General features: G+C 65.8%; 20 protein-coding genes and 4 pseudogenes. 13 read left to right on the top strand and 11 right to left on the bottom strand.

The window, feature by feature from the left end; translation table 11 throughout:
- Window positions 1-19 precede the first annotated feature (19 nt).
- On the bottom strand, window positions 20-478 hold the full coding sequence (gene cynS / locus K3U96_RS22120; RefSeq protein WP_220691096.1) for a cyanase: 459 nt from the start codon (window positions 476-478) through the stop codon (window positions 20-22).
- Window positions 479-619: 141 nt separating this feature from the next.
- On the opposite strand from cynS, the gene K3U96_RS22125 reads away from it, so the two are divergent.
- Window positions 620-1657 carry a TIGR03617 family F420-dependent LLM class oxidoreductase gene (locus K3U96_RS22125; RefSeq protein WP_220691097.1) on the top strand — a complete coding sequence of 346 codons (1038 nt, stop codon included), beginning with the start codon at window positions 620-622 and terminating at the stop codon, window positions 1655-1657.
- On the opposite strand, the gene K3U96_RS22130 is transcribed toward K3U96_RS22125, so the two are convergent.
- Entirely contained in the window at window positions 1631-2380 is a 750-nt protein-coding gene (locus K3U96_RS22130) for an SDR family NAD(P)-dependent oxidoreductase (protein WP_220691098.1), read from the bottom strand. The two genes, K3U96_RS22125 and K3U96_RS22130, sit on opposite strands and share 27 nt — an antisense overlap.
- A gap of 92 nt (window positions 2381-2472) precedes the next feature.
- On the opposite strand from K3U96_RS22130, the gene K3U96_RS22135 reads away from it, so the two are divergent.
- The 4 genes from K3U96_RS22135 to K3U96_RS22150 all read left to right on the top strand — a co-directional run bounded on the left by K3U96_RS22135 (window position 2473) and on the right by K3U96_RS22150 (window position 8182).
- Complete coding sequence (locus tag K3U96_RS22135; protein ID WP_220691099.1) at window positions 2473-4089, top strand: peptide chain release factor 3; 1617 nt, start codon at window positions 2473-2475, stop codon at window positions 4087-4089.
- Between the two features lie 61 nt (window positions 4090-4150).
- The gene (locus K3U96_RS22140) at window positions 4151-4744 is read left to right on the top strand and encodes a TetR/AcrR family transcriptional regulator (RefSeq protein ID WP_069406947.1); all 594 of its coding nucleotides are present in this window, start codon (window positions 4151-4153) and stop codon (window positions 4742-4744) included.
- A 136-nt stretch (window positions 4745-4880) separates the two neighbouring features.
- Window positions 4881-5327, top strand: a complete 447-nt coding sequence (locus tag K3U96_RS22145; protein ID WP_220691100.1) for an MmpS family transport accessory protein — start codon at window positions 4881-4883, stop codon at window positions 5325-5327.
- Entirely contained in the window at window positions 5324-8182 is a 2859-nt protein-coding gene (locus K3U96_RS22150) for an MMPL/RND family transporter (RefSeq protein ID WP_220691101.1), read from the top strand. The genes K3U96_RS22145 and K3U96_RS22150 overlap by 4 nt, the downstream gene beginning before the upstream one ends.
- Window positions 8183-8324: 142 nt before the next feature.
- Here the strand turns inward: K3U96_RS22150 and K3U96_RS26970 are convergent.
- Window positions 8325-8710 (bottom strand): annotated as a pseudogene (locus K3U96_RS26970) (ATP-binding protein); the annotation flags it as partial.
- A gap of 172 nt (window positions 8711-8882) precedes the next feature.
- A pseudogene (locus K3U96_RS27115) lies at window positions 8883-9464 on the bottom strand (IS21 family transposase); the annotation flags it as partial.
- A 55-nt stretch (window positions 9465-9519) separates the two neighbouring features.
- Between K3U96_RS27115 and K3U96_RS22160 the strand changes: the two are divergent.
- The 4 genes and pseudogenes from K3U96_RS22160 to K3U96_RS22175 form a co-directional block, all read left to right on the top strand.
- A pseudogene (locus K3U96_RS22160) lies at window positions 9520-10965 on the top strand (HNH endonuclease signature motif containing protein); the annotation flags it as partial.
- Between the two features lie 565 nt (window positions 10966-11530).
- Window positions 11531-12206 (top strand): annotated as a pseudogene (locus tag K3U96_RS22165) (alpha/beta hydrolase fold domain-containing protein); the annotation flags it as partial.
- 55 nt (window positions 12207-12261) lie between these two features.
- Entirely contained in the window at window positions 12262-12612 is a 351-nt protein-coding gene (locus tag K3U96_RS22170) for a hypothetical protein (RefSeq protein ID WP_220691102.1), read from the top strand.
- A 12-nt stretch (window positions 12613-12624) separates the two neighbouring features.
- A complete protein-coding gene (locus tag K3U96_RS22175; protein ID WP_220691103.1) occupies window positions 12625-13656 on the top strand; it encodes a DUF2293 domain-containing protein in 1032 nt (343 codons plus the stop codon).
- A 108-nt stretch (window positions 13657-13764) separates the two neighbouring features.
- Here K3U96_RS22175 and K3U96_RS22180 read toward each other — a convergent pair whose 3' ends face one another.
- The 5 genes from K3U96_RS22180 to K3U96_RS22200 form a co-directional block, all read right to left on the bottom strand.
- Entirely contained in the window at window positions 13765-15417 is a 1653-nt protein-coding gene (locus K3U96_RS22180; RefSeq protein ID WP_220691104.1) for an SWIM zinc finger family protein, read from the bottom strand.
- Window positions 15418-15460: 43 nt separating this feature from the next.
- A complete protein-coding gene (locus K3U96_RS22185; protein ID WP_220691105.1) occupies window positions 15461-15895 on the bottom strand; it encodes a type II toxin-antitoxin system VapC family toxin in 435 nt (144 codons plus the stop codon).
- Window positions 15892-16131: an AbrB/MazE/SpoVT family DNA-binding domain-containing protein gene (locus K3U96_RS22190; RefSeq protein ID WP_220691106.1), complete on the bottom strand. Its 240-nt coding sequence runs from the start codon at window positions 16129-16131 to the stop codon at window positions 15892-15894. The genes K3U96_RS22185 and K3U96_RS22190 overlap by 4 nt, the downstream gene beginning before the upstream one ends.
- Window positions 16132-16238: 107 nt before the next feature.
- Complete coding sequence (locus K3U96_RS22195; protein WP_220691107.1) at window positions 16239-16787, bottom strand: class I SAM-dependent methyltransferase; 549 nt, start codon at window positions 16785-16787, stop codon at window positions 16239-16241.
- A complete protein-coding gene (locus K3U96_RS22200) occupies window positions 16788-18446 on the bottom strand; it encodes an NERD domain-containing protein (RefSeq protein WP_220691108.1) in 1659 nt (552 codons plus the stop codon).
- A 73-nt stretch (window positions 18447-18519) separates the two neighbouring features.
- On the opposite strand from K3U96_RS22200, the gene K3U96_RS22205 reads away from it, so the two are divergent.
- On the top strand, window positions 18520-19836 hold the full coding sequence (locus tag K3U96_RS22205) for a plasmid pRiA4b ORF-3 family protein (RefSeq protein ID WP_220691109.1): 1317 nt from the start codon (window positions 18520-18522) through the stop codon (window positions 19834-19836).
- Window positions 19837-19850: 14 nt separating this feature from the next.
- Here the strand turns inward: K3U96_RS22205 and K3U96_RS22210 are convergent, their stop codons facing one another.
- A complete protein-coding gene (locus tag K3U96_RS22210; protein ID WP_220691110.1) occupies window positions 19851-20147 on the bottom strand; it encodes a hypothetical protein in 297 nt (98 codons plus the stop codon).
- A gap of 296 nt (window positions 20148-20443) precedes the next feature.
- Between K3U96_RS22210 and K3U96_RS26975 the strand changes: the two genes are divergently transcribed.
- The 3 genes from K3U96_RS26975 (at window position 20444) to K3U96_RS22225 (ending at window position 23139) form a co-directional block, all read left to right on the top strand.
- Window positions 20444-21226: a hypothetical protein gene (locus K3U96_RS26975; protein WP_230982245.1), complete on the top strand. Its 783-nt coding sequence runs from the start codon at window positions 20444-20446 to the stop codon at window positions 21224-21226.
- A 611-nt stretch (window positions 21227-21837) separates the two neighbouring features.
- Complete coding sequence (locus K3U96_RS22220; protein ID WP_230982246.1) at window positions 21838-22131, top strand: DUF732 domain-containing protein; 294 nt, start codon at window positions 21838-21840, stop codon at window positions 22129-22131.
- Window positions 22132-22170: 39 nt separating this feature from the next.
- On the top strand, window positions 22171-23139 hold the full coding sequence (locus tag K3U96_RS22225) for a hypothetical protein (protein WP_230982247.1): 969 nt from the start codon (window positions 22171-22173) through the stop codon (window positions 23137-23139).
- A 56-nt stretch (window positions 23140-23195) separates the two neighbouring features.
- Here the strand turns inward: K3U96_RS22225 and K3U96_RS22230 are convergent, their stop codons facing one another.
- The gene (locus tag K3U96_RS22230) at window positions 23196-24911 is read right to left on the bottom strand and encodes a molybdopterin-dependent oxidoreductase (protein WP_230982248.1); all 1716 of its coding nucleotides are present in this window, start codon (window positions 24909-24911) and stop codon (window positions 23196-23198) included.
- Window positions 24912-25066 lie beyond the last annotated feature (155 nt).

The following is a 25066-nucleotide window of genomic DNA, read 5'->3' on the forward strand; positions in this document are numbered from 1 at the left end:
TGCGATTTCTCGGGTCGGGTCAGGAACCCGGGGCGGCGGTCCAGTCGTAGGGCAGGAATTTGCCGTCAAACGTGACCACGACACGGTCCCCGGCCGGATGCGGCTTCTTTTCGACGTCGACGCTGAAGGTGATCGCGCTCATGATGCCGTCGCCGAACTGTTCGTGGATCAACTCCTTGATTGCGCCGCCGTAGACCTGCAGGGCCTCGTAGAAGCGGTAGATGGTGGGGTCGGTGGGCACCGCGGTGGGCAGCCCGCCGCGCATCGGAACAGCGCCGAGCACCGGCACCATGGACTCGTCGAGCCCAAGCATCTCGATGAGCTTGCCTGCGGGCTCGGGAGGGATCGGATGTTGGCCGAGCAGGGCGGCGGTGGTCCACACGACGGGCTTGTCGATGGCGTCGGCGAGCTGCTGCCAGGTCAGGCCTTTGGTCAGGCGGGCGGTGACGATCTGTTCGGTGATCTGGTCGCGGGTCATGTTTTGCCATTGTGCCGCCGTGCCGCCGCTTCTGCACCAGGGTCGCGATCGGCGAAGACGACGATGTGCAGCAGTACAACTACGTTGCGTAGTAGTTCCACGGCTGAGGGGTTCGGCGAGCAGCGCGGTAGCGTCCGATCCATGGATGTCGATGCGATGACGACCCCGCAGCCGTTGGGACAGATCGGCGAGCTGGCCAGGCGCACCGAGCAGGCGGGGTTCTCAGGGTTGCTGTTCACCGAGACCGGTCGCACCGCGTATCTCAACGCCGCGGTGGCGTCGCAGGCGGCGCCGGCACTCCAGTTGTCGACGGGGGTCGCCGTGGCGTTCCCGCGCAGCCCGTTCGTGACGGCGGCGACGGCGTGGGAGCTGCAGGAGGCGACGGGCGGCAAGTTCCGGCTCGGCCTCGGCACGCAGGTCCGCACCCATGTGGTCCGGCGCTACGGCGTGGAGTTCGAGCGCCCGGGCCCGCGGTTGCGCGACTACGTGCGGGCGGTGAAGGCGTGCTTTGCGGCGTTTCGGACGGGCAAGCTGGATCATCGCGGCGAGTTCTACGATCTGGACTTCATCACGCCGCAGTGGAGTGCCGGCCCGATCGACGCTCCTGACCCCAAAGTGGATGTGGCGGCGGTCAACCCGTGGATGCTGCGGATGGCCGGTGAGGTGGCCGACGGTGTGCATGTGCATCCGCTCGGCGAACCGGGCTACATCTCGCGCCATGTGGTGCCGAATATCGCTGCGGGAGCGCAGAAGGCGGGCCGGTCACCGGAGGATGTGGCGGTGATCGTTCCGGTGATGACGATCGTCGGCGACACGGACGAGGAACGCGCCCGAGAACGTGAACTCGTGCGGGCCAGCATGAGCTTCTACGGAAGCACGCCGAACTACGCCTTCATCTGGGACGAGGCGGGGTTCGAGGGGACGACGGCGCGGATCCGGGAGAAGCAGAAGGCCGGTGACATCCAGGGGATGGCGGCACAGATCACCGACGAGCACATCGCAACGTTCGCGACGGAGTCGACGTGGGACGACCTGGCCGACACGCTGGTCGCGAAGTACGGCGGGGTGGCGACACGCGTCGTGCTGTACAACGCGCTGGCCGATCGCGAACGCTTCGAACGTTATGGTGCGGTGGCGCAGCGCATCTCGGGATCAGGCGGCGGGGCGGACGGCCGGTGAACCTCCGCCGATGGCCAGGATCGCACCGTTGACGTAGCTGGCTGCTGGCGAGGCGAGGAACGTCACGACGTTCGCGATCTCCTCGGGCACCGCAGTTCGGCCCAAAGCCGTTGTGCGCCCCAGCCCGCGGATGATCTCGATGCCGAGCTCGTCGGTACCTGGGGTCTCGGTCGGGCCGGGGGAAACGGCGTTGACCCGTACGCCCTGGGCGCCGAACTCGTCGGCCCACAGCTTGGTCAACAACTCCAGCGCCGCCTTGCTCGCGCCGTAGATGCCTGCGTCCGCGGCGGGCGTGGACGCTGCCACGCTGCTCACGTTGATGACGGTGCCGGCACCGCGTTCGACCATGCCCGGCACCAGGTTCTGCACCAGCACATAGGGGGCGCGCAGGTTGGTGTTGATCTGCTCGTCGAAGTCGGTATCGGTGGTGTCGACGGTGGCCGCGAAGCGGTAGATACCCGCGTTGTTGACCAGGATGTCCACGTCACCGGCCTCGGCGGCGAGCCGGCGTACATCGGTGGCGTCGGATACGTCTGCGGCGACGAAACGTGCTTTGCCACCGGCATTTTCGATGTCCTGAACGGTCTTTGCGCCGCGTTCTGCGTTGCGGCCGTGAACGATGACCTCGGCGCCTTCTGCGGCGAGTTGGAGGGCGATGGCGTAGCCGATTCCTGCGGTGGCGCCGGTGACGAGGGCCGTCTGGCCCGTGAGTGTGTCGGTCATGCGGGTGGCAACCGAGGTGGTGACCCGGTTATTCCGCGGCGCAACGGCCGATTACTCGAATTGCACCCACAGCAAATATCATCGCTGGCGAGATGACAGAACATACCCTGGCGGCCACCGATACGGCGGTGACCCGTCGTATCGCCGCCGAAGCCGCCCGCCGCAGGACGTTTGCGGTGATCAGCCACCCCGACGCGGGTAAGTCCACGCTGACCGAAGCGTTGGCTCTGCATGCGCGGGTGATCACCGAGGCGGGCGCGGTGCACCGCAAGGCGGGTCGGCGCGCCACGGTGTCGGACTGGATGGATATGGAGAAGGCCAGGGGCATCTCGATCACGTCGACGGCGCTGCAGTTCCCGTACCGCGACTGCGTCATCAACCTGCTCGACACCCCCGGCCACGCCGACTTCTCCGAGGACACCTACCGGGTGCTGACCGCTGTCGACTGCGCGGTCATGTTGGTGGATGCGGCGAAAGGTCTTGAGCCGCAGACGTTGAAGTTGTTTCAGGTGTGCCGGCATCAAGGGATACCGATCATCACGGTGATCAACAAGTGGGACCGGCCCGGCCGTCACGCCCTGGAGTTGATGGACGAGATCCAGGACCGGATCGGGCTGCGTCCCACTCCCCTGACCTGGCCTGTCGGTATCGCCGGGGACTTCAAGGGGGTGCTGGACCGCCGCGACGGCCACTTCATCCGGTTCACCCGCACCGCCGGTGGTGCCACGGCGGCTCCCGAAGAGCACATCGCGGCCGTCGACGCCCACGATGCGGCAGGCGACGACTGGGATACCGCCGTCGAGGAATCCGAACTGCTCTCCGCCGACGGCGCCGACTACGACCGCGAGCAGTTCCTCAGCGGCGCAGCGTCCCCGGTGCTGTTCACCTCGGCGGCGTTGAACTTCGGGGTGAACCAGCTACTCGATGTGCTGGTCAGCCTGGCGCCCGCACCGGCCGGCGCACTCGACGTCGACGGGGTGCGTCGCAGTACCGAATCCGCGTTCAGCGCCTTTGTTTTCAAGGTCCAGGCCGGCATGGACTCCGCGCACCGCGACCGCATCGCGTATGCCCGGGTGGTGTCGGGCACGTTCGAGCGCGGTGACGTCCTCACCCACGCCGGAACCGGCAAGCCGTTCGTCACCAAATACGCCCAATCGGTGTTCGGCCAGCAGCGCTCGACGCTGGACACCGCATGGCCCGGTGACGTGATCGGGTTGGCCAACGCCGCCGCGCTGCGTCCGGGCGACACGCTGTATCGCGATGTCCCCGTGGCGTATCCGCCGATTCCGAGCTTCTCCCCCGAGCATTTCGCGGTGGCCCGCTGCACCGACCCGAGCAAGCACAAGCAGTTCCGCCGCGGCATCGAACAATTGGAACAGGAAGGCGTGGTCCAGGTGCTGCGCTCGGACCGTCGCGGCGAACAGGCGCCGGTGCTGGCCGCGGTCGGCCCGATGCAGTTCGAGGTGGCGTCGCACCGGATGGCGACCGAGCTCAGCGCACCGATCTCGCTGGAGTCGCTGCCGTATCAGGTCGCCCGGGTCGTCGAGCCCGAGGACGCGGACTTCATGAACAAGCAGGTCTCCGCCGAGGTCCTCACCCGCACCGACGGGATCAAGCTGGTGCTGTTCTCCACGCCGTGGCGGCTGGAGGGCTTCCAGCGCGACAACCCGGAGATCAAGTTGGGGTCGTTGGTGGCCGCGGGGGCCTAGTTCTCGCTTCAAGGATCGGCAACGCCACCACCGCGAGTTTCAACGGCCGTACGCTGGTCTGGTGATTCGCAGTTCCGGGGGCGACGGGGACTCCCCGTGGTCGCCGCGCGAAGCCGAACTGCTGGCGGTGACGCTGGAGCTGCTGCGCGAACACGGCTATGACCGGTTGAGCGTCGACGTCGTGGCGACCACGGCGCGCGCCAGCAAGGCCACACTCTATCGGCGGTGGCCGACGAAGGCCGAACTCGTGTTGGCCGCGTTCGTCGAGGGCACCCGACAGGTCACCGTCGACCCCGATACCGGGACGCTACGCGGCGACCTGCTGCGCCTCGGCGAACACATCCGCGCTCACGTCAGCACACACGCCAGCACCATCCGGGCGGTTCTCGTCGAGATCTCGCGAAGCGACAAGCTCGCCGAGATGTTGCAGGAACAGTTCCTGGACCAGCGAAAAGCCCTCATGGCCCGTGTGCTCGCCCGCGCCGTTGACCGCGGTGAAATCGACGCGTCCGCCGTGACCGACGATCTGTGGGACGTGCTGCCCGGCTACCTCATCTTCCGTTCGGTCCTCACCGGTCGAGCGGCATCACGGCGCACCGTGCAACAGCTCGTCGACAACGTGCTCATCCCCAGCCTCACCCGTCACAACTCCTGACGCCCGGGAATCATCACCGCCCTCGCGCGGGTTGATCTAGTCCGGTCCCGTACCGTACTGTCAACCTGGTTGATATGGAGCCAAGGGGCTGGCAAACCGTCCGTCATCGAGTCATCACGGGTCGGAAGGATCACGGATGCAGCGGTTTTCGATTGGAAGCCGGTTGATGCGACGGTGGATGCTGCTGGTGGCGATCTTCGTCGTCGCGGTATCCGGGTTCGCGGTCTACCGGCTGAACGGCATCTTCGGCAGCCATGACGTCACCTCCACGCCCAGCGGGGCCGCCAACGAAATCGTGCCGTTCAACCCCAAGCACGTGGTGCTGGAAGTGTTCGGCGCCCCCGGCGCGTCCGCGACCATCACCTACCTCGATGTGGACGCTCAGCCGCAGCGGGTCGACAATGCGACGCTGCCGTGGGCGTACGACGCGACCACCACGCAACCGGCCGTCTTCGTCAACATCTCCGCGCAAGGTGACAGCGACTCCATCAGCTGCCGGATCACGATCGACGACGTCGTCAAGGATGAGAGAACGGCCAACGCATTGAACGCCTTCACCTTCTGCTTGGACAAGTCCGGATGAGCACCCACCTCGCCGAGACGCCGACGAAGACGGACAACGTCGCCAAGTGGCTTCGTCGGCTCTGTGTGCCGATCGTGTTGTTCTGGCTGGCCGTCGCTGCCCTGACGAACGTGCTTGTGCCACAGCTCGAAGAGGTCGGCGAAGAACAGAATGTCGCGCTGAGCTCCCCGGATGCCCCGTCACTGCAGGCCTTTGAGCGCATCGGCGAGGTGTTCCAGGAGTTCGACTCCGACAGTGCGGCGATGGTCGTGCTCGAAGGAGACCAGCCGCTGGGCGCCGACGCGCATCGCTACTACGACGAGCTGGTCAAGCGGTTCACCGAGGACACCCGACATGTCCAGCACGTGCAGGACTTCTGGGGCGACCCGCTGACCGCGGCCGGATCGCAGAGCCCCGACGGCAAGGCCGCCTACGTGCAGGTGTTCCTGGCCGGCAACCAGGGCGAGGCGTTGTCGTTGGAGTCGGTCGACGCGCTACGCGACATCATCGCCAAAACGCCTGCGCCACCGGGTATCCACGCCTACGTCGCCGGCGGGGCGGCCCAGATCGCCGATCAGTTCGAAGTGGGTAACGAAAGTACCGCGATGGTCACCATGTTGACCGTCGGGGTGATCGCGGCGATGCTGTTGATCGTCTACCGCTCGCCGGTGACGATGATCATCGCGCTGATCACAGTGCTCGTCGAGATGTCGGCGGCGCGCGGGATCGTGTCGTTTTTGGCGAACACCGGAGTCATTGGGCTGTCGACGTATTCGACGAACATCCTCACGTTGTTGGTGATCGCCGCGGGTACCGACTATGTCATTTTCCTGCTCGGGCGGTATCACGAGCGGCGCAACGAAGGCATGGACCGGGAGGCCGCCTTCTACGACATGTACCGCGGCACGTCGCACGTGATCCTCGGCTCCGGGTTGACGATCGCCGGGGCGGTGTTCTGCCTGTCGTTCACCCGGCTGCCGTACTTTCAGAGCCTCGGGATCCCGGCCGCGATCGGGGTGCTCGTCGCGCTGACGGCGTCGTTGACCCTGGCGCCGGCCGTGTTGGTGGTGGGCAGCCGGTTCGGTCTGCTGGATCCCAAACGCCATACCGCCAAACGGGGCTGGCGGCGGATCGGGACGGCGATTGTCCGCTGGCCGGCACCGATCATGGTCACCACGATGGTGCTGGCGTTCATCGGGCTGGCGGCGTTGGCGGGCTACAACGTGAGCTACGACGTCAGCCGGTACATGCCCGATGATGCGCCGTCGAACGTGGGATACGCCGCCGCCGAACGGCACTTCTCGAAGGCGCGGCTGAACCCTGAACTGTTGATGGTCGAAGCCGACCACGACCTGCGCAATCCCACCGACATGATCCTGTTGGAACGGGTGGCCAAGGCCGTCTTTCACACCGACGGTGTCGCGCAGGTGCAGTCGATCACGCGGCCGTTGGGCACGCCGTTGGACCACACGTCGATCCCGTTCCAGCTCAGCGCGCAGAGCGCGGCGCAGATCAACAGCCTGCCGTTCCAGCAGGACCGCGCCGCGGATCTGGTGCGGCAGGTGGGCGTCATCAACGACTCGATCAACATCCTGCGCCAGCAGTATGCGTTGCAGCAGCAGTCCAGCGCCATCACACACGAGCAGAGCGAGGCGTTCGCGCATACGGTGGCCACGGCGAAGAATCTGCGTGACAAGATCGCCAACTTCGACGACTTCTTCCGGCCGCTGCGGAACTATTTCTATTGGGAACCACACTGTTACGACATCCCGATCTGTTGGGCACTGCGGTCGCTGTTCGACGCGCTGGACGGCATCAACGATCTGACCGACCAGTTGGCGGACGTGTCGGGCAGCATCGCCAAACTCGATCAGCTACAGCCCAAGCTGCTGGCGTTGATCCCGCCGCAGATCGCCTCGCAGCAGACCAACCGCGACCTGACGTTGACCAACCACGCCACCACGTCGGGTCTTTACGATCAGAGCGCGGCGGCGCTGGAGAACGCGACCGAGTTGGGTGCGGCGTATGACGCGTCGGACACCGACGATTCGTTCTACCTGCCACCGGAGGCGTTCGACAACCCGGAGTTCCAGCGTGGGCTGAAGTTGTTCCTGTCGCCGGACGGCAAGGCCGCCCGCATGATCATCACCCATGACGTGGATCCGGCGACGGCGGAGGGTATTTCGCACATCGAGGCGATCAGGCACTCGGCCAAGGAGGCGGTCAAGGGCACGCCGTTGGCGGGTTCCAGCATCTACATCGGTGGGATGGCGTCGACGTACAAGGACATCGCCGAGATGGCGCACTACGATCTGCTGATCGCAGCGATCGCCGCGCTCAGCCTCATTCTGCTGATCATGATGTTCATCACCCGAAGTCTGGTGGCGGCGTTGGTGATTGTCGGCACGGTGGCGTTGTCGTTGGGTGCCTCGTTCGGGATGTCGGTGTTGGTGTGGGAACACATCCTGGGATTCCAGTTGTACTGGGTGGTGTTGCCGTTGGCGGTGATCCTGCTGCTCGCGGTGGGATCGGACTACAACCTGCTGCTGGTCTCCCGGTTCAAGGAAGAGATCCATGCCGGGATCAACACCGGGATCATCCGCGCGATGGCGGGCAGCGGTTCGGTGGTGACGGCGGCGGGTCTGGTGTTCGCGTTCACGATGGCGTCGTTCATCTTCAGCGATTTGCGGGTACTGGGGCAGGTCGGGACGACGATCGCGTTGGGGCTGATGTTCGACACGTTGATCGTGCGGGCGTTCATGACACCGTCGATTGCCGCACTATTGGGGCGGTGGTTCTGGTGGCCGGTGCGGGTGCGCCAGCGGCCGATACCTCAGAAGTTCGGCGCCGACACGCGGCAGATGACGCTGTTCTAGCGCTGGGCGCGCGTGCGTTCGACACGATGGAGATGCATTGTGCGCTCGACGCGTCGGAACTCCGTACGCCTAGCCCAAGCTCCGCACGGGAAACGAGTCCACCCCTTGACCTGACCTGAACTCACCGGTGGCCGACACACCCTCACGGGCAGATTCTGGTTTGGCAGAGGTGCGCGTGGTGCAAGCAGCCGGTCGACGGTGGCGGTGGCCAGTGTTTTGGGCATGAGCTCATCGAATCCGCTGGGATGCAGGTTCGACGAGATCGCCACCGAGCTGCCGCTAGGCTGCTTCGACGATGCGGTAGAGCCCTTCGGCGACATCGGCGCCGACCGGCAACAGCCCGACGTCATCGATGACGACGAGTTCCGCGCGCACGATCTTGGCCACGGCCTTGCCCAGGGAGTCATCAGCGTGATGCGCGCGCAGCAGCACCCCGATCTGTTCGAGGGTGAACCACGCGACCGGCATCCCGGCCTCAATGACTTTCCGTCCCAACGCTTCGAGGAAGAACGTCTTGCCGGTGCCGGCGTCGATGACGGTACGGCCGAACAGGTCCCATCCACGGATGCCTTGCGCCAGGGAGGTGTCTTCGTCGGCGCCGCGGCGAGTGTGGTTCAGCCCTTTGGGAGTCCAGATCGCCGGTGGCGAAGCCGCCGTGCACCGCGGCGTGCCCGAGCGCCCAGCCCACATCAGCGCGGCCGGCCAACGCCGAGGGCTCGACGCCGTGGACCATCTTCTGCAAGATGCGTTCGGTGCCGACGGCGGCAGCTTCTTTGAGCCGTACCCCCGCACCAGAGCCCAGCGCCAAGAAGGTCTGCTCACTGACGGTGCGGGCCCGCACGCGGTAATCACCGGGCACCTTGTCGCGGTGATCAGGGAAATGACTGTCGTCTATGGCCAGGCTGCCCGGGGTGGCGCGGTGGGTCCGAGCGTTGATCTCGGCGGTGAACTGCGCAGGCTGCTTCGACGTCGCCGAAGCTGTCGTATTGCGGTAGCAGGTTCGTCTCGGTAGGCACGATGTCGGCTTTGGCGAGTTTGACGGCGTTTTCCACCCCGCCCCTTGGACGCCGGGTCGGCGGGCTCACAGGTCAGTACCGAGATGCCGTAATAGCGCCCGAAGCTCACCGCTGCCCGGTTGCGCACCGGCACCCCGGCGATGTGTCCGGTCGTGACAGTCTTCTCGTTGTCGGCCAGCAGATACCTCGGAGCACCCCCGATAACGTGGAAGATCCGGTCCAGGCCGGGCGAACACACTGGGTGCGGTGCGGTCCCGCGCACCTACCTCGGTGGCTCCGGTTTGAATCCGCGGCGGAGGGGCCGGATTTGTCGGTCCTCGAATGTATGTTCGAACTATGGCGGGAAACGGGCTGCAGGCGGCGATAGCCGGGTTGCGCGCCGCCTATGAAGAGGTGGCGGCGTGCGATCTGGACCTGTTGACCCGCCCTGAACTGGTAGCCGCTCTCGATGAGGTGGAAACGTTGTCGTGTCAGCTGCCGACGATGAGCCACCGCTTGCTGGCGCGTCTGCGGTGCGAGACGACGCCGGCAGAGATGGGCGCGTGCTCGTGGAAAGAAGTGCTGCGGGTTCGCTATCGGATCTCGACGAAAGAGGCGAACCGGCGGTTGACGGAAGCCGAACTGTTGGCGCCGCGCCAGTCGGTGACGGGTCCGTTGCTGCCGCCGGCGTTACCCGCCACCGCCGCCGCTCAAGCGCACGGGCTGATCAACGCCGAACACGTCGAGGTCATCCGCAAATCGGTGGCGAAGTTACCGGGATGGGTGGATGCGGCCACCCGCGACCAGTTCGAGGTCGACCTGGTGCGTACGGCGGTCAAAGTCGGGCCCAAAGAACTCACCGACACCGCTGACCTGACGCTGTTTCTGCTGGATCAGGACGGACCGGAGCCCACCGACGTCGACCGGGCCCGCAAGCGTGGGGTCAGGAAGTCCCCACAGGGCGCCGACGGAATGGTGGAACTGCGCGCAATGCTGACCCCGGAGGCGTGGGCGGTGTGGGAGGCGATCTTCGCCAAGTACGCCGCACCTGGCATGTGTAACACCGACGATCCCGAACCGTGCACGTCGGGCACACCGACGCAGGCCCAGATCGACAACGACCACCGCACCCTGGCCCAACGTCAGCACGATGCGCTGGTCGCCGTCGGGCGCATCGCGTTGATGAGCGGTGAACTCGGCCGGCTCAACGGGCTGCCGGTGTCGGTCATCATCCGAACCACGTTGCAGGACTTGGAGTCTCGCGCCGGGGTCGGCACCACAGGCGGCGGCACCGTCATGCCGATCGCCGATGTGATCCGGCTGGCCGCGCACGCCAACCACTATCTGGCGGTGTTCGACAAAGCAACCGGATCAGCGATGGATCTGTACCGCGCCAAGCGCACCGCCTCGCCGACGCAGCGGATCATGTTGATCGCGCGTGACGGCGGATGCACCAAACCGTGCTGCACGGTCGGCGCATACGGTTGTCAAGCCCATCATGTGGTGGCGGATTGGACCGACGGCGGCAACACCAACGTCGACGAACTCGGGCTGGCCTGCGGACCGCACAACCGCAGCGTCGACACCGACGGCGGCTGGACCACCCGGATGAACGACCGCGGCGAAGTCGAATGGCTACCACCATCCAACCTGGACACCGGCCAAGCCCGACTCAACTTCTACCACCGACCCGAACGCCTCCTGCGGCCCGACGACGAACCCGAAAACCAATCCACCAACGTCAAACCCAGCCCCGCGGTTCTGGTCGACGACGCCGTAGTTGGCGACGGGGAGCTGCATGCCGAGCTCGCCGACTGCACGGAAAACCTCGACCCAGACACCGGAGCGCCGGCCAACGACACCGAAACCGGCGGCGGGAAATCAGATACCGCAGCGCCGCTCGACGACACCGAAGCCGGTGGCACGAAACCGCAAGACACGGCACCGGCCGATGACACAGACACGGGCGATACCGCGCCGCACACCCCAGTGCCATTCAACGGCAAGGACACCGGCAGCACAGAAACCGACACCGAATCAGCCAACGACGACCACATCGCCGAAGACAAATCCGGCGCCGCGCGGTCAGGCCCAAGAGCCAGCGAGCCCGGCGGACCAGCACCCCCAGGACACCGGGCGGCCTGACCGCCGGCGCGACTGCATACCAAGAGAAGTCGCGCCACCAAGAGAAATGTTCACAACGTCCGCATGACGTCCGGCGCAAACCACGACATATCGGACGTGTGAGCATCCCGTCGATGTTGTCCACCACCCGGGTCGGCGGGTCGTGCGACGCCTGTGGGAGCGGAGTGTCGATGCCCCTTTAATTGTGCGCTTCCGAGGTAACAGCAACTCCGAGCTGGGTTGGATCTGCACGGCGATCAACTACCGACATAGCCCGCGCAACACGTGGCCCGACCACATCGGCGACGTCAAGCGGGCGCTGGCGTGGGTCAAGACGCACATCGCCGAGTACGGCGGCGATCCCGAGTTCATCGCGATCACCGGCGGCTCGGCCGGTGGACATCTGTCGTCGCTGGCGGCGCTGACGCCCAACAATCCGCGCTACCAGCCGGGTTTCGAAGACGTCGACCACCCGAGTGCAGGCCGCCGTCCCGTTCTACGGGGTCTACGACTTCACCCGCTTCGACGACGCGATGAATACGTCCATGCCGGAGTTACTCGAGAAGGTGGTCATGAAACAACCCCACGCAACGAACTTCGAGGCCTACACCCAAGCCTCCCCGGTCAACAACGTGAGCGCTGATGCTCCGCCGTTCTTTGTGCTGCACGGCCGCAACGACTCGCTGGTGCTCGTCGAGCAGGCCCGGTCATTCGTCGCGAAACTGGAAGATATCAGCACCCAGCCGGTGGTGTATGCCGAATTTCCGCTGGCCCAGCACGCTTTCGACATGTTCGGCTCGGCGCGCGCCGCACACGCCGCCCTCGGCGTCGCCGTCGAGCAGTTCCTCGCCGAGATCTACACGGATCGGCGGCAGACGTCGCGGTCGGAGGTCAGCGCGGGGTGATCCTGGCGACGAAAGCAGTGCTTCGATGACCGGAAATCGCCGCTAGGCTCGACTCGTGGACTCCGGGGACCTCGAATCACGCGTGAGCGCTCTCGAGGAGCAGGTGCAGGACCTGACCGGGCGGGTGCGCGCCACCGAGCAGGACGCGACGGCCGCACGGGTGCTGGCCGGGGCCGCCGACCGCGACGTCACCGAGTTCCGGGAGGAAATCCGCGACTTCGGCAGGTCCACCGCGGCAAGCTTCAATGCACATGGCCGGGACTTCGTCGACCTCCGCACCCACGTCGACAACGGCTTCGTGGAGATACGCGGCAAGTTCGACCTCATGGCCGTTGGGCAACAGCAGATCGTGGACCTTCTTCAGAGCATCATCACCGATGAGGGGCGCGGCGGGTCGGCGCGATAGGCGGACGGCATCATGGCGAAGCTGGAAACCCGGGTAGCGCGAATCGCTGAGGCAACGATGGCCGCGCAGGGATTCGTCCGACCCATCGACATACTCGTCGGCCTGGGTTGGCTCGCGCAGTCCAACGTCGAGCAGTGGGAGCACGGGCGGGTACCGGTGCTCGGCCGGTGCATGGGGGTCGATGCGGACAAGGTCGCCGCGGGGGTGGCCGCGTTGCAGCAGTGGGCCCGAGACCGTGAGCTGAGGCCGTCTGAGGACGACTACCGAGATCTGCGATTCACCGATGACGGCGACCCCGACATCGAACGCGCCTACCGGACCCATTGGGAGCCGGCCTACGGGTCTGACCCCGTCTTCGAGCGCCCGCGCCATCGGCCTCAAGACATCGTGGTGATCTCGCCGCACAACGCGTGGACGTGCGATGCCTGCGACGAGCCCGGCGACTTACTTATCAAGAACAAGGCCGGGGCGTGGTGCCTGGATTGTGCTGATCTGGGCCACCTGGAGTTCCTGCCGTCGGGTGATGCGGCGTTGACGCGCCGCGCGCGCAAGGCCAGCCGACTGTCAGCGGTGGTCGTGCGGTGGAGTAGGCGGCGCAAACGGTATGAGCGGCAGGGGGTTCTGGTGGAGCCGGCTGCCGTCGAGCAGGCCGCCCAGGAGTGCCTGTCCGACGCGGACGCGCGTGCCCGTCGCAGGGAACGCGATCAAAGCCGTCGCGCCGAAGAGGATGTACAGTTTCGCGGCGCGTTCGCCGAGGCGATCCGCCAGCAGTTTCCGGGTTGTCCGGCCGAGCGCGCCGAGGCGATCGCGTTGCACGCCGCGGCACGCGGCAGCGGTCGGGTGGGACGCAGCGCGGCGGGACGCTCGTTGGAACCCGATGCGGTGCGCCTGGCCGTCGCGGCGTCGGTGCGCCATATCGACACCGACTACGACGACCTGCTCATGTCGGGGCACGACCGCGAATCGGCGCGCGCACACGTGTATACGCAGGCGGAGGATGTGTTGAAGGCGTGGCGCGACGGCGCCGTCAGGCTCGACGAATAGGCCGTACCCGTAGGCCGGCCGGTCGAATTCTGCGCCAGGGCTGTGATCCGGGCCGCGATACGACCCTCGTGCAGACTTCGCGGAGGCTACTTCCGGCCCGCGCAGTGTTCAGAGCCCCTTGGCGTCCAGCGCTTTCATCAGCGAAGGCCGCTTTCCGTAGTCCTGGCGAATCTGTGCGATGAACGACGCGAAATCCACGCTGCAGCCGCCCTTTTCGTAAAGCCGCGCCATCGTGGCGAGCCTCGCGGCGATATCGGGATAGAGCTTGGAGTTGGGGAACCGCAGATCGTTCTCCAGCTCCGGCCGATACAAATCCGCGGCGGCCACCGGTCGGGCTTCGGCGCCTCGGTCGGCCAGTTCTCGCCAGGCCCAGCCGGGGCCGTACCGGTCGGCGGCCTGCCAGGCGGCGTCGACGTCGCCCTCGCTCAGATGGAGCTGAACCAGAAGCGCGCCGGCGGCGAAGCGGTCTGAGGCCAGTTCTCGCGCGTGTTCGAATGCCCAGCCGCGTTCGGTCTCGGCGCGGTCGAGGCCGGCCGCGAAATCCATTAGGACGCGGTAGTTCTGGACAGATGGTTGCCTAACGAAGTCGGCACGAAGAACGGCGACGGCGTCGTCGATGCGCCCCAGTGCCTGGTACGTCGCGGCGACGTCGTCGGGGCTCAACCAGTGTGCGTTTCCGCCACCGTGGCTGGATATCCGTCCCTCGGCAACAGCGCGGTCGATCCATTCCAGCGCATCCGCGGTTCGCCCGGCGGCACGCAACCGCTCAACGATGGCCCCGTACTGAGGGTGTTCCCGCTCATTGAGTAACTGGACGGCCCGGTCGACGTCGCCGTCGTGATCGGCAAGCTCAAGCAGCATCGCGTCGACCTCAATTCGCCCCCACTGGTTACGATCTGCGAGCTTGCGGTCCAGCGCCGCGACCGCGCGACGGTAGGTCTGCAGGGCACTGTCGTCGAACGCGTCGACGAAGTCCGCCAGGACGACGTTTGGCCATCCCGGTGAGTCCGCCCGGAATTTCACCAGCCAGGTGGCGAGTTTGACCGGATCGGGGTTGCCCAGCCGACAGGCCCGTGCGTAAAGGTCGGCGGCCCGCTGGCATTCATAACCGATCGAGCCCGAGGAGTCGTCGGCCTGCCCCATGATTTTGCGCAGCCGGGTGACCGCGCGCAGCAGTGCCGGCCGTGCGGCTTCGGCGGCGCCGGTGTCGAGGTGATCTTCGAGTTCGTCGAGCATTTCACCGGCCGCTTGCGCGACCTCGAAGGAGCGTCGATAGTCGATCATCCCGCGGAACGTCAGCGTGTTTCGCACATGCGCTTCCAACTCGGCCTGCACGTGAGCGTCGTCGCCCGCGGCCGTCGCGCCGCGGATCTCGAGCATGCGCCGCACCCCGTCGTCGCGTTGTGCGAGCGTGAGGACCAGGTGGCGCAGTTCGTCGACGCTCATGGCCTCGACAACCGCCACCAGCCCAGGGGTGGCCTTGTCGTCGACGGCGACGCGCCCGCTGTCAATCGCGGCGAGCCCGACGGCGACCAGATGCTTGCAAAAGTTGCCGTCGGCGTTGTGCGGGCAGGTGCAGACGCCGTCGGGTAGCGGACCGGACCAGTCCAGCTCAACGGTGTAGGCGTTCTTGGCTTGGATCGACGCGTAGGCCTTGACGTCGGTGATGCGCAAGCCACGGACATAGCGCACGTAGTCTTCGCCTCGACCGTAGACGAGGTCCCCGGCCACACGGAGCAGCGTCGTTTCAGAGAGCGGCACGGCACCCATAGTGCCCGATGGGCACGTCCAGACTAAGACGCCGTCATGGCGCGATGTCGACTGCCAACACTTCGGTCCTTACCCCGAGCGCCTCGTAGGTCGACCTGGCACGCGCATCTCGGGTGACCAGGATTGCGCTGTGCTCACGAGCCGCCAACGCAACGAGTCCGTCATAGGTTGCGCCGCCGGCGATCCCGCGTCGGGCGAACTCGCGATGGGTGGCTCGTGCGGCCCGTGCACCGAGCTGTACGGGTGCGGGGAAATTCTCGTCAAGCAATGCCGCGGCATCACTAGGATCGACACGAGCGTCGCCAGGAAGGCGTGTTAGCACAGAGTACGTTTCGACCAGCGCATGACCGCTAAGCGCAAGAGTTCGCCCCTTGGCCCACTCCGCAACCATGGCGTGTTGCGGGTGGGAAGTCATGAGGAGCGGCACTGCAACGCTTGTGTCGACCGCTGTGACAGGCGCTGGCGTCAACGCCGTCCTGAATCGATGAGCGCGAAGATCATCTCGTCGGTGACCACGGTGTCGGCTGTGGCGACCAGGCGCCCGTCCTCATCCCGCCGAAGTCGTGCGGTTCGCCCGCCGGGAGTGATCTGTATTCCACCGCCGTAGGCAGAGATATCGACCTTCGTACCGGGCGCCAGGCCTAATGCATCACGAAGTTGCTTAGGCAGGACAACGCGCCCACCGGAATCGATAACAGCCTCCATGGGATTAGAGTACCACTCAGATCCCATTACCCCGGTGCAACGTGAAGGTCCTTGGCTGGGGCTCCGACCCAGGCACGGAAATCTACGAGGCAAAGAATGAAATCGGGTTAGCGTTTCTTGGCCAGCAGCCACGCTTCGCCGTCGCCTTCACCCGCGGCGATGATCTGCAACTGATCGAACGCGGTCGTCAACTCCCCTGGCGCCACCCGGAAGGGCCCCGGGCCGGCGCCGACTACGCTTCGCGCCGAGATCGCTAGCAGCCCACCGGGCGACAGTCGTCCGATGATCGTCTGGTCGAGTCGACGGTCCCGGAACCGTTGACACACAACAACATCAGCGGGCCGGCCCGCGGGCAGCCCGGAGTCGAGATCGACGACGTCGAACCGGCACCGATCGCCGACAGCCCTGCGCGCAGCCAGATCCCGTGCCCGGCTGATGGCGGTCGTAGAGATGTCGACTCCCCAGACCTCCATGCCGCGGCGGGCGAGCCAGACGCTGGTCTGGCCCAGCCCGCACGCCAGGTCGAGTGCTTGTCCGCCGGTCGGGAACATGTTCTCGAACGGAGCGAACACGGCAGGGATGCGCACGTCTGCCACGGGCGGTGCCGCGCGGCTTTGGTAGCGTTCCTCCCAACGGACGCGGTCGCGCTCACTCATCTAATTCGCCGCCAGGTTCAGGCGTCGCGCGAGATCGGGCCCGCCGACTTCGCGGATGAAGTCGGCATCTCCGCAGACGACCAATTGGTCACGGGCCCTGGACAACCCGACATAGAGCCGCTCGCGGGAGCGGTCGAACGCGGCTTCCTCGTTGACGACCAGCACAACGGCCCGTCGCTCAAGGCCTTTGAACCCCAGGACGTGACCGTAGAACACCTGGTCGGTGTCCCAGAAGCTGTCCCAGTAGGCCTTGTGTCCCGCGTTCTGGCGCTCGATCTGCTCGGGATGACGGCTGCCGGTGGTCAACAGCGCCACGTCTTCGGGGCGCCAGCCTTCCTCCAGGAGTCGCTCGATCTCGTCGTCGCCGACGTCCATCGCGTCTTCACGCGCACAGGCGACGAACCGCACCGCGGGACCCTCCCCGCCGAGGTAGCGCATCGGGTGATCGACAAGGGGCTGAAACGCATTGGCGATCTGGCGGGTGTTGCGCAGGTTGTGGTCGAGCAGCAGCGGCACCAACGGAACCGGCGGTGCGCCGAACCGGTTGAACACCCGCTGCCCCTCGTCGGTGAAGACATAGATGCCGCCGGACTCGTCGTCGGTGAGCGCAGCCAGCAGCGGATCCCACCAGGCGTCGGCGAAATCCTGGGATTCGTCGACCACGATCGAGTCGAACCGATGTCCCGGCTCGAGTTGTGTTGCCAGTTCGGTCATCTGGAGTGGAAGATCTTGTTCCCAGAACTGGACGGTCTCCTCGGTGCGCAGCGACTCGTCGGGTCCCTCCGGGGCGCCCCACAGCTTGCCGAGGTCATGGAACTCCCCGACATACGCCGGTTGTTGGCGTCGCGGCCAGGTGGCGCAGATGCGCTCCAGGTACGACGCCAGCCCGTGCGAGTAGCAGACCAGTGCGACGCGCTGGCCCCTCGCCGAGAGCCGTCGGGCCTGCTCCATGGCCAGGAAGGTCTTGCCGCTGCCCGCGCCCCCACGAATCTCCACACGGTTGAGCAGCTGGATGGCGTCGAGGATGACGGCCTGGTGTTCGGTGAGCGCATCGGCGGAGTCCTCGTTGGCCAACGCGCGCGCGACGATGCTGCGCTGCGGTAATCCCCTGCCACTCAGGGCCGTCGAGAGCTGCTGGACACCTTCAGCGGTCAGCAGCGGACGATCGAGCTCCTGGCGGACAAGCACGTACCGCAGCTTGTCGACCAGCGTTGCCAGGTCGTTGCGGTCGATGACCTTCCAGCGCGGGCACTCCGGCAGTGCGAAGTCGGCGGCGATCTCGGCGTTGGGAAACACGACGACGTGGTCCCAACGCAGCCGGCCCTGGGTCCAGCGGTCGTCTTTCTCGATGAACTCACGCAGCGCGTAGCAGGCTTCGCGGGCCTGGCGCACCGGGTTGATCTTGTGTTCGTGGCCGCGGCGGCGCTGCCACCACGACTCGCCGTCGTGCCAGACGTCGCTGCCCTTGACCTCCAGGCAGACGATGCCCGCGCCCTCGATGGCGACGACGAAGTCGACCTCGTGGTCCTTGAGGTGATCGGTGACGCGCTGGCCGGCGATCACCGCATCGTTGGGTTCGAGCTGCTCGAGCAGGCACTGGTAGACCCTGCGCTCAGCGGCGTTGGCCAACCGGGGCGTTTCATCAGGCGAAATCGTCATCGCGTTCCCCCACGCTGTTGAAGGGTAGAGCGGACGACCGACAATTTTTGCGTCTTCCGGTTACCGTGGCCCTGTGTTTGGTGCAGATGCCACCCCACGACCGGAATTGCTTCGGCCGCCGCGCGCCGAGCCGGCGATCTATCGCGTCCGGGTCGACCTCGACGGCGCCCGCCCGCCGATCTGGCGTCGGCTCGACCTGCGCTCTGATGTGACGTTGGACGTCCTCCATCAGGTTTTGCAGGCAGCGTTCAGTTGGAACGACTATCACCTGCACCGCTTCGGGTTGGGCGGCCGCCCTTTCGATCCGGGCAGCCAGGTGTTTTTGTGCGAGTACGACGCCGACAACCCGGAATTCGATGACGACGACGGACCGCGCGCGTCGCAGGTGCGACTGGACGAGACGCTGCAGGAGCCGGGGGACACACTGCGCTATGTCTACGACTACGGCGATTCCTGGGAGCTGACGCTGCAGCTCGAGCAGGCGATGTCGGCTCTCGACGACTCCCCCACCGCGGTGTTGAAGCATGGCGAACGCGCGGCACCGCCGGAGGACTGCGGCGGCCTGACCGACGCCGAGCAGCTTGCGCAGGTACTCGACGACCCTGCCCGGTTCGATTCCGAGGGGATCACCGCGGCACTGCGCGGTCCGTTTTTTCTTCTGCGTGAGGCGGGGGTCGATGCCCGCCTGGCCAATCTGGTGTACCGACTGGAGCCCACGCCCGTCGGCGCGGGGTTGGTCGAGCGCGTGTCGCGGTTGGTCTCGGAGCCGACGACGGTCGAGGAGGCCGAGACGACGGCGTCGCTGCGTGCGTATCAGTGGTTTCTCGACCGGGCCGCCGACGGCGGGATTGCATTGACGTCGGCCGGCTATTTGAAGCCCGATGACGTGGGGACAGCGACGGAAGTCGTTCCGGCGATGGGTAGTTGGCCGGGCACTAATAATCGTGAGGTGCATTGCCTGCCGCTGTTGGAGTTTCGACAGTCGCTGCAGTCGCTGGGGCTGCTGCGCAAGCACAAGGGTGTCTTGTCGTTGACCAAGGCCGGTGCGGCGGCCCAACGCGATCCGGCGCTGCTGTGGGACCACCTGGCTGCGCGATTGCTACCCGCCGATGAGCGCACGTTCGAGGGTCAGGCCAGCCTGCTGTTGCTGGCGTATGCCGGTAGCAGCGGTGGTAATGACCTGCCGGTCGGTGAGATCGCCGCTGCGCTAACCGAACTCGATTGGCGGCATCAGGACGGTGAGCCCGTACGGGGCTACGAACTCTACCGCCTGCCGATATTCGTTGCGCTCATCAACGTCTCGGGCCAACTCAGGGACTGGAGGCAGCGCGACCGGATCAGCCCCGCCGCATCGGTGTTGGCGCGCGCTGCGCTGCGGCGGCGCGGATAGCCGGACAGGGTGCCCTACGACGCATCGGCACCGTAGTCTTCGCGCCATTCTGCGGCTTGCTCCAGCACTTGCCGTTTGTATGGCTGCGCCATCCGGTCAACCACCGCAATTGCTTCTGCGGTGAGACCTGCGCGAATCCCACTCTGTGCGTGAGCGAATGGGATGAACGCTCGCAGAATCTCGGGCGCGTTGAGGATACTGCCGATTGGCATGTAACGGTCATCGACCGATGCTGCGCCCAATGCTTGTTCAACGCGTGCTGTGCTCCAGCGCAGCGCATCCCCCGTGCCGGTATCGAGGAGCTCAAGCAATAGCTCGCGTTAATCAGTGCGCTCGCCAACCAGAGCAACTGCGCAGGTCGAGGCCTGGAAAGCAGGTCGCGTATCTCTGGCACAAGCGGAGGTTCGTCAGCAGTACTCCGCTCCCGAGTGGACCGTCGACGTGCATCTCGTCGCGCTTGCTTGGCCTGGCGTCGCCTGCGTCCGTCGCTCATGATGCGGACGCTACGCGCGGGCCCTGACAAGTCTGCTGCGGCGACGGCGAGTTGTCGGTGTCCCCACGTACAGTTCGGTCCTCAGCGTCGTTGAGGGGATGCGAGGGGGTTTCGATGACGACTGATTTCGTGTCGGACCGGCTTCACGTGGTCGTCGGCTCACCGTGGAAGGACGCGGTGATCAGCCTTCTGGATCCACGGTCGAAGTATCGGCCGTGGCCGGCCGTGCCGGATGCGCGACGCGGCGACGGTGTTGTGGTGACCCTCGACTGCGAGCCGCGATTGGTTCTGATCGAGGTGGGGTTGGTCGACGATGTCGGCGGCGTCGAGGTGGCGATCGCCGGGCTGCGACGCTCGATGGTCGATCTGTCGTCTCGCGTCGGCGCCGGGCTCGACGACGTTCGTGGCTCCTATGCGCTGTTCGAGGGCGACGCCGCAGCAGAGTTGTTGAGCGCGCTGGATGACCACCGGTTCGGCGCCCAGGCGATGGACCGGTTCGGTGGCTCGTCGATGGCGGCAGCGCGTGTGCTGCTGAAGTCAGACGGCGTCTGCAGCGGGTGCGGTTATGCGTTGAACCTCCGTGGCGAGGACGCGCGCGAAACGGTGTCAATCTGGACCGTCGAAGCGCCCAAAGAACCGGAACGCGAACCTGTCGACTGGCCCGCGGTCCTGTGCCCACAGTGCCAAACCACCATGCACGACGGCGGTTTCGCGACGTTCCTCGATTACAGGTTCGCACGGCATCCGGCCTGTCCACGCTGTGTCGGACGGCGGACGAAACGGGCGTTGTTCGGGATGCTCTCGAGTTTCGACGACATCGAGCCGTGGTACGACCCGCGGGGCTGCTGCGTGACGCACGACATCTGGACGTGCACGTTGTGCGGGCATCGGTGGTGACGCTCTGGTTGGTTGTGGCGCTTGTTGGTTGCGCCGCGGTTAGACGTCAGCCGCATCCTCTAGGAGGCCGGTCACTTTGCGAGCCATCAACGCCGCCGTCGCCTGCCACCTGCGTACCGTTCAGCGATACGCAAGGGTGGGATATGGCTGTAGTCGAGTCGGCGTAGCTCGGCGTTCTCGGTTTCTTGCTCGGTCAGACCTTCTGGTCGCGAGTGCTTCGGCCCCGATTCAGCCCTACCAGCGGCCACGTGAGCGGAATCGGTGGATCCATAGCCGCGGCACTCGCGCCATTCTTCCGGCGGTGCCAAGCTGAAAACACTTTGCGCACTGCCAAAGCACGCTTCGTCGGGGACCGCCAAGATATCCCAAGACGGTTTCCACACAGCCCTATTCGCGAACGCGTTCAGGGCGTCCCGCAACATTGCCGGGCGGTGATTTCGTCGCACTCAGGCAGCCGACCGACAGTCTCCGTAAGCGGCTGGGCGCGGGGTGACGACGGCGACGGCCTTGTCGGTGGGTGGGGTTACTGTCACCTCGGAAGCGCAAATCAAGGGGGGATGATGCGCGGACGTGGGGTTATCGCAGCAGCTGTAGGGGCGGTGTGCGGCGCAGTGGCGCTGGCGGTTCCGGCCCGGGCCGATCAGTACGACTTCCTCATGCAGCTCGACAACATGGGCGTCTACTACGACTCGGTCACCGACATGATCGACATCGGCAAGGGTATCTGTCACGAACTGCGCTTCGGGGTGCCACCACCGGCGGTGCTGGGCAAGCTGGACAGAACGGGGTTCGCACCGGCGGAGTCGGCGATCGTCTTGGTGTCAGCGGTCGACACCTTGTGCCTGGACGCTAAGCCGGCGGTTCTCGAGTGGGCACGCAGCATCGGTCCCACCCAGCCGCTGTAGCCGGGACGTACAGGTGTTCGTCAGCAGGCACAGGCGGTCATGATGGCCAGTCGCGGTTCAGATTCCGACTGGGAAGCGGCGTTCTTCGGTGTGCTGATCCTGATCTGGGTGGTCATCACCTACTACTGGATCATCCTCGGAGTGGCGGCTGCCGTTGGGCTGTTCTTCGGAGTGCGCGCACTTGTCCGCCGCGAACAGGAACGCCGGCTCGAGGCAGCAGACGAAGCCAAACTCCTGGCTCTGCGTGCCGACCGACAGCATCGTTGGGCGTCGCGCGGCGACAAGAGGGGCGTCTACGGCGTCGAAGGGGCCGAGTTGATGCGGTCGATCACATCTCAGCCTGAGGTACCGCCGGCTGACACGCCCGACGAGAAGCCTCGGGTCGCTGCGATCGCCCACACCGCAGCGGAACTCGATGCGCTGCTTCGCGAAAAGCCAGCGGAGTGGCGTTGGGGGGTTTTCGTGTCGATACTCGTCCAGCGATCCGCAAAGCTGCGTTCGCGTATCCGCGATTGCGAACTGCACTACTCGTCAACGGCGGGCCGGTATCTGCGGACCGGCAAGGAGGTCGCCGCGTTCGTCGAGGATCGCATTGCTGACCTGACCGAGCTCACCAGCCGACTGGAATCCTTCATCGAAGCGCCGGCGTTCACGCGGGTGTTCGGCGAGGACGACAGCGACGCCGACGCCGACGGGATCTTGCATGTGGCCAACCGGCTGATGGACTTCTACGAGCGCTATCTCGACCTGGCTGAGCGGTGCCGCGACGCCAGCGTGCCCTCGGCGTACACCGGGCTCATGCGAGACTGCTCGCAGCTGATGGCCGTCCCGCTCGAGGGCATTGAGAGGTTCATGGACGAAATGGTCGAGGTTGCGGAAGAGCTGCCCACGATGAGGCGTTACACCTCTGGCGCAGTCGATTTCGGAACGGTCACGATCGAGATCGTCGCCGATGCGAAGCTCGTCAAGCGCATCGACAAGCAGCTGCGGGCCGCCGCGAGGAGTTAGCGCCGTTGCGTGAAACCAGCGAAAGATCAACGCTGGGTCCGTATTAGCGGATCGCGCTAAATCGGCATCCGGTAGCCGAAGAACTCGTGATCCTCGTTATAGCCGCCCTGGCCTAGACCGAGGTGTTCGAAACTCTCCACGAACTCGATCGCGGCGATCCATTTGACCTGCTTGAAACCCAACTCGACCTCGTTGCGCAGTCGCAGTGGGGCGCCATGGGTTTCGGTGAGGGGTTCGCCGTTCATCTGGTACGCCAGCATCGCCATCGGGTCGCGCATGTGCTCGATCTTGTGGCAGTCGTAGTAGCGGCCGGCGCCGGGTTCGGAGCCGTCGGCCAGCGAATAGAAGACCGCCCACCGAGCCGTCGGCAACGGCCGTACGATCTCGAGTAGATCCGAGACCCGCGCCCCGCCCCACTTGGCGATCCCCGACCAGCCCTGGATGCAGTAGTGCTGGGTGATCTGTTCGTGCTTGTCCATCGCCAGCAGATCCGAATAGCTGAATTCCGTGGGGTTTTCGACCAGACCGCCGACCCGTAGCCGGTAGCTGCGCCAGCCGTCGGCCTGCAGGCGGCGATATTCCGGTGAGGTGGGCAGTGTGCCGTTGGCCCAGAAGTAGGGTGAGATGTCCTTCTCGGTGTAGTCGGCGTGAGGATGGAACCATTCCATCAGCCCCTTGATCCAGCCGACCGCGTGGCGTCCGACGCGCTGAACAATGCGCGGATAGCGCAGCGTGAACGGGGATGCCAGCAGCCACAACGCGGCGATGACGGCCATCGCGACGAGGTAGATCACCAACGCCCAGTACGAGTCGGTGTCGGTGCCGAACACGATGTGGTTGAGGTTTCCGATGAGCCCGGTGCTGTACACCATCACCGTGTGCACCCCGATGAACATGACCATCCACGCCAGGACCAGAAAGTGGACCGAGCGCGCGACCTGCCGGTTGGCCGGTCCGCGGCCCAGGCCAAACCGCGCGGCGATCGCCGGGGCCTGCAGCAGCCCGGTGATGAATGCCAACGGGGCGAATACGAACACCGTCAGGAAGTAGGCGATGAGCTGCAAGCCGTTGTAGGCGACGAATCCCTCGTTGACCGGAAAGTCCAGCGAGAGATACTGCACGGCCGTGGATGCCGCGTTGGGCAGCACGTCCCACGACTGCGGGACGATGCGCCGCCACTGTCCGGTGCTGAACAACAAGATGTAGAAGACCAGCCCGTTCAGCAGCCACAACCCGTCGAAGGTGAAGTGCCACCAGCGGGCCAGGCCGATGGTGTGGCGGATCCCGGGCAGGCCCAGCCAGGTCGGCAACGACACCGAGTCATCCTTGGCGGTCCACCCTTTCGTCGGGTCGGCGGGATCGAGCCGATCCGGCGGGATCGGACCGCGCAGCCGCAGCCACGCGGTACCCGGCGTGCTGCCCGGGTTCAGGTACAGGCGCGGATGGTCCGCCAAGATCTGCAGCCCAGCCCGGATGATGAACATCATGAAGACGATGTTGAACAGGTGGCTCCACCGCAGCCACGCCGGAAAGCCCGACTCGATCGCACCGCGGGTGGCTGCGGTGCCCGGATAGCGCAGGACGAACTCCTGCATCCACTCGAATTGGCGCAGGTGCTGGGCTATGGCCACCGCCACGGCGAGCCCGGCAACCGTCAGCGGCACCACCCACAGCGTGCTGATCCAGCGTCGGCCGATCCGAACCGACGGGACCTGGGCCGGCTCGTCGGCGATGCCACCGGCCCACTCCCCAGGCCGGACACGCTCGGTCACGGTCTGTGAGTTCGACTGCACAGACCCGGGACCGTCCTCGCAGCTACATCGATCCGCCGCACGGCTGCCACCTTAGGGTAAATGCCGTGGTTGTTGGTCCGAATCGCGTACGCCGACACCGGGTACGCTGAGGAAGCTTGGGCGTCTCGTCTGAA

Source organism: Mycolicibacterium holsaticum DSM 44478 = JCM 12374 (assembly GCF_019645835.1).
Classification (GTDB): domain Bacteria; phylum Actinomycetota; class Actinomycetes; order Mycobacteriales; family Mycobacteriaceae; genus Mycobacterium; species Mycobacterium holsaticum.